At 64.7% G+C, this 12,622-nt stretch carries 9 protein-coding genes; 3 read left to right on the top strand and 6 right to left on the bottom strand.

Annotation, left to right across the window (positions count from 1 at the left end; translation table 11 throughout):
- The first annotated feature begins 560 nt into the window (after nucleotides 1–560).
- On the top strand, nucleotides 561–2,090 hold the full coding sequence (locus BJF92_RS15225) for an aldehyde dehydrogenase (NADP(+)) (RefSeq protein ID WP_075635614.1): 1,530 nt from the start codon (nucleotides 561–563) through the stop codon (nucleotides 2,088–2,090).
- Nucleotides 2,091–2,205: 115 nt separating this feature from the next.
- Here the strand turns inward: BJF92_RS15225 and BJF92_RS15220 are convergent, their stop codons facing one another.
- The 3 genes from BJF92_RS15220 to BJF92_RS15210 form a co-directional block, all read right to left on the bottom strand.
- The gene (locus tag BJF92_RS15220) at nucleotides 2,206–2,421 is read right to left on the bottom strand and encodes a DUF3072 domain-containing protein (RefSeq protein ID WP_075635613.1); all 216 of its coding nucleotides are present in this window, start codon (nucleotides 2,419–2,421) and stop codon (nucleotides 2,206–2,208) included.
- Nucleotides 2,422–2,494: 73 nt separating this feature from the next.
- Entirely contained in the window at nucleotides 2,495–3,853 is a 1,359-nt protein-coding gene (locus BJF92_RS15215; RefSeq protein WP_075635612.1) for a sigma-54-dependent transcriptional regulator, read from the bottom strand.
- Nucleotides 3,854–3,862: 9 nt separating this feature from the next.
- Entirely contained in the window at nucleotides 3,863–5,710 is a 1,848-nt protein-coding gene (locus tag BJF92_RS15210; protein WP_075635773.1) for a sensor histidine kinase, read from the bottom strand.
- 244 nt (nucleotides 5,711–5,954) lie between these two features.
- Here BJF92_RS15210 and BJF92_RS15205 point away from each other — a divergent pair, with 244 nt between their 5' ends.
- Together BJF92_RS15205 and BJF92_RS15200 are read left to right on the top strand one after the other, a co-directional pair.
- Nucleotides 5,955–7,304 carry a dicarboxylate/amino acid:cation symporter gene (locus BJF92_RS15205; protein WP_075635611.1) on the top strand — a complete coding sequence of 450 codons (1,350 nt, stop codon included), beginning with the start codon at nucleotides 5,955–5,957 and terminating at the stop codon, nucleotides 7,302–7,304.
- Between the two features lie 780 nt (nucleotides 7,305–8,084).
- A complete protein-coding gene (locus BJF92_RS15200) occupies nucleotides 8,085–10,133 on the top strand; it encodes a methyl-accepting chemotaxis protein (RefSeq protein ID WP_075635610.1) in 2,049 nt (682 codons plus the stop codon).
- A gap of 223 nt (nucleotides 10,134–10,356) precedes the next feature.
- Here the strand turns inward: BJF92_RS15200 and BJF92_RS15195 are convergent, their stop codons facing one another.
- The 3 genes from BJF92_RS15195 to BJF92_RS25860 form a co-directional block, all read right to left on the bottom strand.
- The gene (locus BJF92_RS15195; RefSeq protein ID WP_075635609.1) at nucleotides 10,357–10,956 is read right to left on the bottom strand and encodes a DedA family protein; all 600 of its coding nucleotides are present in this window, start codon (nucleotides 10,954–10,956) and stop codon (nucleotides 10,357–10,359) included.
- 154 nt (nucleotides 10,957–11,110) lie between these two features.
- Nucleotides 11,111–11,725: a DNA-3-methyladenine glycosylase gene (locus BJF92_RS15190; RefSeq protein WP_078058083.1), complete on the bottom strand. Its 615-nt coding sequence runs from the start codon at nucleotides 11,723–11,725 to the stop codon at nucleotides 11,111–11,113.
- 475 nt (nucleotides 11,726–12,200) lie between these two features.
- The coding region (locus BJF92_RS25860; protein ID WP_210187603.1) for a hypothetical protein at nucleotides 12,201–12,622 on the bottom strand (422 nt) is incomplete at its 5' end.

Raw genomic sequence — 12,622 nt, 5'->3', positions numbered from 1 at the left:
GGGGGCGGGTGTTGGATGGTCTGCGCCTTGAATTTTCGTTCCGTCCTATCGATCTGCGCAGAGGATCGACAGGACAGGGCCGAGCGATCGGCAGGACGTGGGCGGCGGCCGGCATGATGCTGCTTGCAGTCCTCCTCGGCCTGCGCCAAGCCCGTGCCGATCCGCAAGGAGACAGGACACCGCAGCGAGAAATCCGCACTGCGCCGCTCGTCCGGCCTGCAGGGCAGAGAAGGCCACGGGCCATGCGCAGACACGGCAGCAGGGCGCCTCCGTTCGCCCGCCACCATGCGCCGTTCAAGGTTACCAAATCATGAGCAAGGCCTCGAAACGGGATAAAGCGCGTGCCGGCGACCTGCTTCTGACGCGCATGAAAACATGGCGCTTAAAAAGTATGACTTTTCTCTGTACCTCGCCAAAAGGGCGGGCTATGTCAGGGCGCAGCAGGCGACCCGACCCGCCCGATGACAGGGCCCAGGACAGGGCCGGGGGACAGGTGATCAAAGCGTTCTGGTGGACCGTCATGCGGCCGCGCGCGCAATGGATATCGAAGGGATGATGAAATGGACCTCACAGGTAATCTTCTGATCGGCCAATCCTCCGTTGCAGGCGACGGGGGCGAGATTTTCGGGATTGATGCGGCCACGGGCGCCGCTCTGCCGGGTACTTTCCATGGTGCCACCAAGGCCGATGTCGAGCGCGCCGCCGCTCTGGCCTGGGCCGCCTTCCCGGTCTATCGCGAGACCGCGCTCGAAGCCCGCGCCGCCTTTCTCGAAACCATTGCCGAAAACATCCTTGGCATCGGCGACAGCCTGATCGAGCGGGCCATGGCCGAAACCGGCCTGCCGCGCGGCCGCCTGGAAGGCGAGCGCATGCGCACGGTCGGCCAGCTGCGCCTCTTCGCCAAGGAAGTGCGCGAAGGCCGCTTCCAGGAGCTGCGTTTCGATGCCGGCGATCCCGAGCGCAAGCCCGCGCCCAAGCCGGACCTGAAGCTGCGCAATCTGGCGCTGGGCCCGGTCGCCGTCTTCGGCGCCTCGAATTTTCCGCTGGCCTTCTCGGTTGCCGGCGGCGATACGGCCTCCGCGCTGGCTGCGGGCTGCCCCGTGGTCGTCAAGGCGCATTCCGCCCATCCGGGCACGTCCGAGCTGGTCGGCGTCGCCGTGCAGAAGGCGGTGTCCGCCTGCGGCCTGCCGGAAGGCACCTTCTCGCTGCTGTTCGATGCCGGTTACGAGATCGGCCAGGCGCTGGTGGCGGATGCGCGCATCCGCGCCGTCGGCTTCACCGGTTCGCGCCGGGGTGGCTTGGCGCTGATGGACATCGCCGCCAAGCGCACGCAGCCCATTCCGGTCTATGCCGAGATGAGCGCCATCAACCCGGTCATTCTCTTCCCCGGCGCGCTTTCCAAGCGCGGCGCCGAGATCGGCCGCGCCTTCGTCGGCTCGCTGACGCTCGGCGCCGGCCAGTTCTGCACCAATCCGGGCCTGATCCTGGCGGTTGCGGGCGAGGGGCTGGAGGCCTTCAAGCAGGCCGCCGCCGAGGCGCTCAAGACCGTTCCCGCCCAGACCATGCTGACCCCCGGCATTTGCAAGGCCTATCGCCAGGGCGTGGCCAAGCTGATGGGCCATGACACGGTAACGCAAATCGCGTCCGGCCAGGAAGGCACCGACCATCAGGGCAGCGCCGCGCTGTTCGAGGTGAAGGCTGCCGATTTCCAGGCCCATCACGAGCTGCAGGAGGAAGTCTTCGGCGCCTCCGGTCTCATCGTCGTCTGCCAGGATCTGGCCGAGCTGCATGGCGTCATTTCGAGCCTGGAAGGCCAGCTGACGGTGGCGCTGCACATCGACGCGGACGACCATGCCGAAGCGGCCAAGCTCGTGCCGGAGCTCGAACTTCTGGCCGGCCGCTTGCTGGTCAACGGCTTCGGCACCGGCGTCGAGGTCTCGCCGGCCATGGTCCATGGCGGCCCCTATCCGGCCACCTCCGACGGCCGCTCCACCTCGGTCGGCACCCTGGCGATCGAGCGCTTCCTGCGCCCTGTCTGCTATCAGGACTTCCCCGAGGGGCTGCTGCCGCAGGCCCTGCGCAAGGGCTGAGCCGGCGCTGGCATCGTGAGAAAAAATCGAAAGGCCTGCCCCGCATCATGCAGGGCAGGCCTTTTTCGTTTGGCCGCTATCGAGCGGCGGACTGACCGTCCTGCCACAAGAGCCTTTACAGCTTGAGCGTCTCGCGCAGCCGATCGATGCGCTTGGAGGCCTCCGCCTTGGTCAGATCTTCGGCGAACATCTCGTCCTCCCTGGCCTGCTCGGACAGCGTCTTCAGGTAGGAGCGCTGGGCGCCCGTCATCGGCTCGTCGCCGCTGACCCAGTCGTCGGGGTCTTTCTCGGTGTTGGATGCGGTGTCGGCGGCAGTGCGGTCATCGACCATGCTTTGGCTCCCTGGCTGGTTTGTTCCGGTAACGTTCCAGCCCTGCCAAGGTTCCGGCCATGCCGGCTCGCTCTCAGACGCTGCGCGCGCCCTCCTCGAAATCGCCGCGCACGATGCCGTGCCGCTGCAGCTTGTCGTAGAAGGTCTTGCGGGGAATGCCGAGCGCCTCGATCGTGCGGCGCACGTCGCCGCCATGCTCGGCCAGCGTGGCGCGGATAATATCGGCCTCGAAGCGTTCGACCCGTTCGGGCAGCGTCAGCAGCGTCTCGTCGCTCTGCCGGAGGCCCGCGGAAAGATCGGAAAGGCCGAGGACGAAGCGCTCGGCGAAGTGCGAGAGCTCGCGCACATTGCCGGGCCAGTCATGGGTTTTCAGGTATCGGCTGACGGATGCGCTCAAAGGCGGCACCGGACGGCCGAAGCGGCGGGCGGCCCGTTCGGTGAAGAAACCGAACAGCACGGGCACGTCATCGCGCCGCTCGCGCAGCGGCGGAATGGCGAGCGTGACCACATTCAGCCGGTAATAGAGGTCCTCGCGAAAGCTCTGGCGCAGCGAGGGACTGCCGAGATCGACCTTGGTCGCCGCCACCACGCGCAGATCGACGGGGCGTATCTCATTGGTGCCGAGCGGGGTGACCTCGCGCATTTCGAGAACGCGCAGCATCTTCACCTGCGTGGCCAGCGGCATGCTCTCGATCTCGTCGAGGAACAGCGTGCCGCCGCTGGAATGTTCGATGCGGCCGATGCGGCGCTTCTGCGCGCCGGTGAAGGCGCCGGCTTCATGACCGAATAGCTCGCTTTCGATGACGTTTTCCGGCAAGGCGCCGCAATTGAGCGCGACGAAGGCGCCGCGGGCGCGTTTGCCCCAGCGGTGCAAAAGGTTGGCCACCACCTCCTTGCCGCTGCCGGTTTCGCCCAGCACCAGCACGTCCACATCCGTATCGGCGATCTGGCGCAATGTGTGGCGCAGGCGCTCCATGGCCGGCGTCTGGCCAAGCAGCGGCATGCCGTCATCGACCATCGAGGCGCTTGCGCGCAGCGCCCGGTTTTCCAGCTGCAGCCGCCGGGCTTCGCCGGCCTTGCGCACGCTGTGCACCAGCCGCTCGGTCGAGAAGGGCTTGGCGATGAAATCATGCGCCCCGTCCTTGAGTGCCGCCACCGCCATCGGCACATCGCCATGGCCGGTCATCAGGATGACGGGCAGTTCCGCATCGCGCGCTTGGATCCGGCGAAACAGCTCCAGCCCGTCGACGCGCGGCATGCGGATATCGCTGACGACGACGCCGGGGAAATCGGCCGGCAGGGCCGCCAGCGCCTCCTCTGCCGAGCTGCAGGCGGTCACCTCGAGTCCAGCCAGATCGAGCGTCTGCCGCGTGGCCTTGAGCAGGTCGACATCGTCATCGACGAGAAGGACGGGAAAGGGTGTATCGAGCATGGGCGCAACTCAGGCTTTCTTCAGGAGAATGGTGAAGCGGGTTCCGGCAGGGCTGCTGTCGACCGCGATCGTTCCGCCATGATCGGTGACGATATCCTTGGAGATGACCAGGCCCAGGCCGAGGCCCTTTTCCTTCGAGGTGTTGAAGGGCGTGAACAGCGCGTCGAGGATCTCCGGTGGAATGCCGCCGCCATTGTCGGCGATCTCGAGCGCGACCATGGCGCCCGCGTCGCGCAGGCTGATGTCCACCCGCCCGTCCGGCCGCTCGTTCAGGGCTTCCAGCGCATTCTGCAGCAGGTTGATCACCACCTGCTCCAGCCGCACGCGCTGGCCGAGTACCTGGACATCCCCTTGCAGACCATCGGCCGGATCATGCAGGTGGACAGTGTCCAGACGGCCGGAAAAGCGGCTGCGCAGCAGCATCAGACCGCCTTCGATCACGGCTTTCAGCGAGACTGGCTTGGCATCGGCGCGCCCTTTGCGCGCCAGCGATTTCAGATCCTCGGTGATCGTGCCGATCCGCTCGGTCAGCGCGGCGATCGAGGTGAGATTGTCTTCCACCTCCGCTGGCTGGGCGCGGTCGAGATAGATCCGGGCATTTTCCGCATAGGCGCGGATCGTGGCGACGGGCTGGTTGATCTCATGCGCCACCCCGGCCGCGACCTGGCCCAGAATGGCCAGCCGGTTGGCCTGGACGAGATCTTCCTGGACGCCCTGCAGCCGGGCTTCGGTCGCCCGGTGATCGGTAATTTCCGCCTGCAGCCGGTCGCGCGCTGCGGTCAGGTCGCGGGTGCGCTCCAGCACGCGGTGCTCCAGCATGTCGCGCGCGGCCTGCTCGCGTTCGCGCCGGGCGCGGGCCAGATCGCGTCGTCTGAGCATCAGCGCCACGAAGGAGAGAAGCGGCAGCAGGCCGCTAATGGCGGTGAGCCGCATCTGCCGCGCGACCGAGGCGATGGCGGCGTCGGTCGGTGCGAAATAGGACAGCTGCCATTGCGTCGTCGCGACAGGCACGATCAGGCGCAGATAGGAGGCGCGGTGGCCGGGGATCAGCTCCGCCACCACGAGGTCGGCTCCCGGCCCCAGCCTGTCCATCGGCGTCTGTCGCAAAGGCTCGAGCATCGCCGTGCCGAACTGCAGGCTGTCACGGATCGGCGCGCGCTCGGCTTCGGGAATGGGCCGCGTCGTCATGAAGCGCAGCTCCGGGCGGCTGGTGATCAGGATGACGCCGTTCCTGCCGGAGACGAAGGTCGGCCGGCCGGAGGCCGCCCAGCTTTCCTCCAGACGGGTGAATTCCATCTTGACCACCACGACGCCGCGCGCCACGCCATCGACCTCCACGCGGCGGGAAATATAGAGGCCGGGGCGTTTGCTGACATTGCCGAGCGCGAACTGCTCCGCCTCGCCGCTGCGCATCGCCTTGCTGAAATAGTCGCGAAAGCCGTAATCGCTGCCGACGAAGCTGGTCGGCTCTCGCCAGTTGCTGGCCGCCATGGTCCGTCCGTCGGCGCTGATGGCGTAAAGAACGCTGGCGCCTGTCGCATCCACCAGCCCTTCCAGTTTGCGGCTGAGCCTCTCGGCGGCCGGCCCGTCTTTCAGCCCCGCGGCCACATCGGGATCGCGCGACAGGAGCAGGGGCAGGGCACGCGGTCGCTCGAGCGTGGCCCTGAGCAGGGCGACCTTGAGATCCGCCTCGCTGCGCGCCTCGGCCTCCAGGGCGGCCAGCGCCTTCACCCGTGCATAGGAATCCGCGCCGAGCAAGGCCGCCACCACCAGCAGGAGCGAGACCACGGCAAAGGCGATCCACCGCTTGCGGGCCGGCACGGTCGAGGCAGAGGGAGGAGCATCGTTGAAGATCATGGCCATGAACCAATTGTGCGGAATTCCGCACGCGGTGCAAGGCCTCGGTGCGGAATTCCGCACTTTGGCGCCCCAAGTGCTGAGAAAGTATGAAAATTTCGTGAATGAAATCAGCCTTGTGCATAGCATCTCGAAAACTGGCACGAGCCTTGCAAAACTTGGGTATCAGCCGTGTGGCTGGGGAATGTCAACGCAGCGCTTGGGGAGGCCGGACTTAGTCGGCGAGAGCGTGCTGGAGGGTTCGATGAAAGTTGATTTGACACATGCGGAGCCGCACAAGAAGGCTCCTTTTTACTCGCATCTTTACGTGCAGGTCATCGTAGCGATCACGCTCGGCATTCTGCTCGGCCATTTTTATCCGCAGATCGGTGCTGAGCTGAAGCCGCTCGGCGATGCCTTCATCAAGCTCGTCAAGATGATCATCGCCCCGGTTATTTTCCTCACGGTCACCACCGGCATTGCCGGCATGAACGACATGAAGAAAGTCGGGCGCGTCGCCGGCAAGGCAATGCTCTACTTCCTCTGCTTCTCCACGCTTGCGCTAGCCGTAGGCATGCTGGTGTCGAACGTCGTCCAGCCGGGCGCGGGCATGCATATCGATCCGGCTTCGCTGGATGCCAAGGCGGTCGCCTCCTATGCTGCCAAGGCGCATGACTCGACCATCACCGGCTTCCTGATGAACATCATCCCGACGACGATCGTCGGCGCCTTCGCCGATGGCGACATCCTGCAGGTCCTGTTCTTCTCGGTGCTGTTCGGTATTTCGCTCGCCCTCGTCGGCAAGCCCGCCGAACCGGTGGTCGACTTCCTGCATGCCGTCATCACGCCGATGTTCCGCCTCGTCGCCATCCTGATGAAGGCAGCCCCCATCGGTGCCTTCGGCGCCATGGCCTTCACCATCGGCAAGTACGGCATCGGCTCGATCGCCAACCTGGCGATGCTGATCGGCACCTTCTACATCACCTCGCTCCTGTTCGTCCTCGTCATCCTCGGCGCTGTCGCACGCTATAACGGCTTCTCCATTCTGGCCCTGATCCGTTATATCAAGGAGGAACTGCTGCTGGTTCTGGGCACCTCTTCCTCGGAAGCCGCCCTGCCGGGCCTGATGGCCAAGCTGGAACGTGCCGGCTGCAAGCGCTCGGTCGTCGGCCTCGTCGTGCCGACCGGCTATTCCTTCAACCTTGACGGCACCAACATCTACATGACGCTGGCCGCGCTGTTCATCGCCCAGGCCACCGATACGCATCTCTCCTTCGGCGACCAGATCCTGCTTCTGCTGGTGGCCATGCTCTCCTCCAAGGGCGCTGCCGGCATCACCGGCGCGGGCTTCATCACGCTTGCCGCCACGCTCTCGGTCGTTCCCTCCGTGCCGGTCGCCGGCATGGCGCTGATCCTCGGCATCGACCGCTTCATGTCCGAATGCCGGGCGCTCACCAACTTCATCGGCAATGCGGTGGCCACCGTCGTCGTTGCCCGCTGGGAGAACGAGCTGGACAAGGAACAGTTTGCAGCGGCCATGGCCGGCAAGCTGGAGACCGATCCCGTCGCCATCGTCGACGAACCCCATCGTCCGGCCCTGCAGCCCGCAGAATAAGCCGGTCCCCGATCGTCTCGATGCATGCGCGGCCCCCGTCCTGAAATGGACGGGGGCCTTTCTCGTGGGAGAGGGGGCCTGCGCGACAGCGGCTGCGCAAGACGCACCGGCAAGGACCGCGATCGACGGGCGATGCTGGAGCATCCCATCGCATCGAAAAGGAAAACCTGTTTTCGGGGAAATCCAAAGCAAAACGAAATCCTGGAGCAGCGGACCGCGTCCGCTTGTCACTCCGATGCGCCTGTCATCGATGCGGCCTGCTCCGGAACATCATCGACAGGGAGGCGTGAAGATCGATGCGATGATGCTCCATACAACAGGCTGAGAGCGCCGATCTAATGCGATCAGATCGAGCCTGATCTACCCCCGGCCTCCATGGCCCATGATCGCTTTTCCGTCATCAAGAAGAGCAGCCCGAGCGCGCAACCGCGCCCTGCGCTGGCTATTCGACGCCTGCTGCGCATAAAGCCGGTGAAGTCAGGCGCGCGGCGCTGGAACAACCGATCCCGAAACTGGTGCTTCGCGACGGGATCCGGGAAACACGCATGAGATTAACGGAAATATTGTTGTGCACGTGTTCGATGCGCGACGGGTTTTAACGCGCTCGAAAGCTCTTTTGTTGAATTTATTACCCATGCGCTGATCGCCTGCGCTGACTCCATTTTTTCTCAGGCCAGCTGTAACGAATTTGTTGTGCGCATGAGCGCCAAGGAAGGCAAAATGACTTTGCCGCGACGTGATGTCGTTGTCTGAGCTATAACAAGACTGTCGAGGCACCTCATGAAGAACGTTCCAATCCTCGGAAAATTCCTTATTCTCCTGGCCGCCTTTGGCCTGTTCACCATCGCGACCGCCTTCTACTCGGGCAGCAAGCTGATGGATATCGACGCGAATTATACCAGGCTCATCAGCAAGGAGGCCAACACCGCCACGCTGGTGGCGCGTGGATCGCGCAACCTGCAGGCCGCGCGCTCGGCCATTGCCGAATTGCTGATCGCCCGCACGGAAGAGGACGACAAGAAAGCGCTTGCCGATCTTCAGGATGCACGGGACCGCTATCTCAATCGGATGGAAACCGCCCAGGCGCTGATGCCCGAGGACGCACGGATCGGCGCGATGAAGGCGGAGGGACAGCGCATCATTAACCAGATCTGCGCTCCCGTGATCAAGGCCGGAACCGCCGGCTTCAGCGATGAAGAGGTCAAGTCCGCGCAGGCGCTCTTCTCCGACGCATGCCAGCCGGCCTTTCGGGATCTGAGCACGAAGATGTCCGATGTCACCAATGACGTGATCGCCGTCATGCTCAGCCGGTCCGACAAGATGACCGACGTCTCGTGGACCGTGTCACGCAACAATGTCCTGGGCGTTGTCGCCGGTCTCGTCTTGGTCCTGATCGCCTCCTTCTTCAGCATCCGCGCCTGGATCGTGCGTCCGGTGAACCATATGGTCGGCACCATGAGCCGGCTGGCCGGTGGCGATCTGACGGCCGAGATTGCCGATGATGTGCGTCGCGATGAAATCGGCCAGATGGCCCGGGCGGTCGGCGTGTTCAAGGAGAACGGGCTGAAGGCCCGGCGCCTGGAGAGCGAGGCCGAAGCCAGCCGCAGTGAGAGCGACCGGGAGCGTCAGCGCAATGCCGAAGCGGAGGCCCGCCGCGCCGCCGCCATGGCGCAGGCGACCAACGGCCTTGGCGAGGGCCTGCGCCATCTCGCCTCGGGCGATCTCGGCTACCAGCTGAGCGAGACCTTCGCCGAGGAATTCGAATCGCTGCGTGCGGACTTCAATGGCGCGGTCGCACAGCTTCGTCAGAGCATGTCGGCGGTGGCGCAGGCAGCTTCGTCGATCGACAGCGGCGCCAATGAGGTCAGCCGCGGGGCCGACGATCTGTCCAAGCGCACCGAGCAACAGGCTGCAAGCCTGGAGGAAACCGCCGCAGCGCTCGATCAGATCACGGCCAATGTCGCCAATTCGTCCAAGCGCGCCGATGAAGCCCGCCGGGTCGCGCGCGAGGCCAATGACAATGCGGCGCGCTCCGGCACGGTCGTGGCCGATGCGGTCAATGCCATGCAGCGCATCGAGCAATCCTCCGGCCAGATCGCCAATATCATCGGCGTGATCGACGAGATTGCCTTCCAGACCAACCTTCTGGCGCTCAATGCCGGTGTCGAGGCCGCGCGTGCCGGCGAGGCGGGCAAGGGCTTTGCCGTCGTCGCCCAGGAAGTGCGCGAGCTTGCCCAGCGTTCGGCCCAGGCCGCCAAGGAGATCAAGGAACTGATCCGCAACTCCTCCGGCGAGGTGGAAAGCGGCGTGCTGCTTGTCTCGCAAACCGGCGAAGTGCTGAAGGCGATCGAGACCTCGATCGTCGATATCAACCAGCACATGGAAGCGATCGCCACCTCGGCGCGCGAGCAGTCCGTCGGCCTTGCCGAGGTCAACTCCGCCGTCAACCAGATGGACCAGGTGACCCAGCAGAACGCCGCCATGGTCGAGGAAACCAATGCCGCCGGCGCCTCGCTCGCCAGCGATGCCACGCGCCTGCGCGAGATCATCAGCCAGTTCCGGCTGGGCGAGGGCGCCACGGTCGCCATGGCCGCCGGCGCAGGGGCGGGATCGCGCACGACCTGGCAGGCGCCCGCCGCCCGTCCGGCATCCTCTCCCAAGTCCCCCGCGGCAAAGCCGCGTAGCGCCACGCCCGTCGCCGCTTCCTCCACCCATGCGGCAAAGCCCTCTCCGGCCCGTGCGCTGACCAACAAGCTCGCGGCCGCCTTCTCCGGCGGATCCTCCGGGTCCAAGACCACGTCCGCACAGGACAATTGGGAGGAATTCTAGGCGCCTGCCCGGCGGCTCTGGCCGAAGGGGAGCCCTGCGCCAAAACGAAAATTGACCAGATACGCCAGCTTGATCAACACCCTTCGCGTCCAGAGACGCGGAGGGTGTTTTGCGTCCGGCGGAGCCCTTGTGAAAACGGGATATCAGGCCCGGTCTTCTTCTGCATCGGGCGATGCCAACGCCGGCTTTCACCTCTCGGTCTAATGCTCAAGGCGGTGGGGCATCAGCTTTGCGGCTGATAGCGCACCACGCGGTAGAGATAGACGAGGACCATGGCGACGAGGACGGTCGTGGACACCGGATCGACATAGGCCGCGACAGTGTCATAGGCCTGACCGAGCGCATAGCCGGCAAGAGCGAGCAGGCTGGTCCAGGCGACCGTTCCCACCGCCGAAAACAGAAGAAACGGCAGGAATGGCATGCGGGCGATGCCGGCCGGCACGGAGATCAGCGTGCGCACCGTGGGCACCAGGCGCCCGAACAGTACGGCCATCATGCCCTTTTCGCGAAACCAGCGGTCGGCCGCATCGACATCGGCCGGCGTCAGCGTGAGCCAGCGCCCGTGGCGGGCGGCGAAAGCCTTGACCCTGTGTTCGCCCAGCAGACGGCCGGCCAGATACCAGGGCAGAATGCCGAGCAGAGAGCCGATGCTGCCGGCGATGATGACGGTGACGATCGACATGTCCCCTTGCGTTGCGCGATAGCCCGCCAGCGGCATGATGAGTTCGGATGGAATCGGCGGGAAGACATTTTCCAGGAACATCAAAAGCGCGATGCCGGTCGCGCCGAAGCGCTGCATCATCATGTGGACGAAGTCTTCCATGGGGCTCCTTTCGATCAGCCGCGGCCTATCATCGACACTTGGTATTACCCTGCTCTGATATAGGCGGCGGCTCAGCGCTGCCATTGCGAGCCGCCGGGATGACGCGAACGTGTTTGCGCGTTATCGGCCGGCGGCGGCGCGGGGAACGGCGCAGTCACTGCTGGGGAGGGGTGGCGGCAAAGCGGCGGCTGAGGAAGGGCGAGCCCTTTAGCCCGAAGCGCCAGGGGCGGTCTGCCGCCTTGGTGATGCCGATGCGCGGGCCGACCTCGATCGATTGTGCCTCTTCCGGCAGCCTCAGCGTAAAGGGCGCGCGATCGAGCGGCAGGCCATTCTGCGCCAGATCGATGCCGAGCGCCTGGCAGAGACGGCCCGGGCCGGAACAAAGGAGCTTCGGCTCGGTTCGGCCACGACGCAGCGCCATGCGCTCCGGCTGCAGCACCGGCGACAGCGCGCGCAGCAGCACGGCGCTTCCCGGCCGGCAGACAATATTGAAGCACCAGTGGATGCCATAGGACCGGTAGACATAGGCCGTTCCAGGCGGGCCGAACATGGCGCGGTTGCGCTCCGTCGGGCCGGCAAAGCTGTGGGATGCCGGGTCGTCGGCCCGATAGGCTTCGGTCTCGACAATCACGCCGCCGACGCCATCAACCGTGAACACCGCACCGATGAGCCCTGGCGCAACGGCCAGCACATCGGCGTCGAAGAACTGTGAGAGCGCCGTCTGGATCACGGATCGGGCAGGGTCTGAACTGTCGAAGGGATTGGCCATGGTCCTGTGTTGAGCGTCTCGGGCAAAAAGGCAAGCGCGTGACGTGCAAAACTCCCTTCCGTCGCGCATCGAACCGCTTGCCGAAGTGGTCACAGTGCACGACACTATGATTGGCGGCCTGGCTAGCCCCTCATCCGACCCTTCGGGCCACCTTCTCCCCGTTGGGGAGAAGAGACGTGCGGCGCCGCCTCGTTCCGCATCCACCTGTAAGGAAATGCGGTTTATGCATTTTTTCCAGCGAGTTGGATGGAGGCGCCGTGCGATCTGCTGGGTCTCTTCTCCCCAGCGGGGGTCCGAAGGACGGGACGAGACCCGTGGCTCGTCCCCGGTCGGATGCCGGTAGGCAGATGAGGGGGCGCAACGGCGCCAAAGCACTTGTGTCGCGTCCTGTGCAAATTGGCCTGCCTGATGCTGTCAGCTTTGTTTTTGCATCGGACTCTTGCGAAAACCGTTTCCCGCTTTTCAGTCCGATATTCTAACGCGCCTCGTCCTTGCGATCGGCGATCGGCGTCGACCCCTCCCGGGCCTGCGGGTCCGTTCCGTCCGACACCGAACCGGGATGCGGGTCCGCTGCCGTCTTCGGTTTGATCGTCGCCTCGGGTCCGGCCTTGTCCGGATCGGCCCGCGTGTCGAGCGGGTCCGGGCGGATGGCGTTCTGTTCCTGGCTGATCCTGGTCATCTCTGTTCTGTCCCCTGTCACGATAACCAACCTTCCTTCATCGGAAATTTCTTTAAACAATAGAAGATGATGAAGAAGGTCTTCTATCTCTCCGAAATGTCTGGAAAAGAATAAGTTCCAAAATGATGTGATGTCTTTAGAGTCTGTCAGTTTTAGTTTGAACCGTACCCCGCATGTCTGAGGTAGTTGGAGCACTCTTGGGGGCTGAAAGCCTTCAG

Origin of the sequence: Xaviernesmea rhizosphaerae (assembly GCF_001938945.1) — a bacterium.
Classification (GTDB): Bacteria; Pseudomonadota; Alphaproteobacteria; order Rhizobiales; family Rhizobiaceae; genus Xaviernesmea; species Xaviernesmea rhizosphaerae.
This window is presented reverse-complemented; position numbering and strand designations above follow the sequence as displayed.

Bases quoted from the DNA above. Each gene is read 5' to 3' on its own strand.
- BJF92_RS15210 (WP_075635773.1), bottom strand. From the start codon at position 5,710: ATGATCTTCAACGATGCTCCTCCCTCTGCCTCGACCGTGCCGGCCCGC.
- BJF92_RS15225 (WP_075635614.1), top strand. From the start codon at position 561: ATGGACCTCACAGGTAATCTTCTGATCGGCCAATCCTCCGTTGCAGGC.
- BJF92_RS15205 (WP_075635611.1), top strand. From the start codon at position 5,955: ATGAAAGTTGATTTGACACATGCGGAGCCGCACAAGAAGGCTCCTTTT.
- BJF92_RS15190 (WP_078058083.1), bottom strand. From the start codon at position 11,725: ATGGCCAATCCCTTCGACAGTTCAGACCCTGCCCGATCCGTGATCCAG.
- BJF92_RS15200 (WP_075635610.1), top strand. From the start codon at position 8,085: ATGAAGAACGTTCCAATCCTCGGAAAATTCCTTATTCTCCTGGCCGCC.
- BJF92_RS15220 (WP_075635613.1), bottom strand. From the start codon at position 2,421: ATGGTCGATGACCGCACTGCCGCCGACACCGCATCCAACACCGAGAAA.
- BJF92_RS15195 (WP_075635609.1), bottom strand. From the start codon at position 10,956: ATGGAAGACTTCGTCCACATGATGATGCAGCGCTTCGGCGCGACCGGC.
- BJF92_RS15215 (WP_075635612.1), bottom strand. From the start codon at position 3,853: ATGCTCGATACACCCTTTCCCGTCCTTCTCGTCGATGACGATGTCGAC.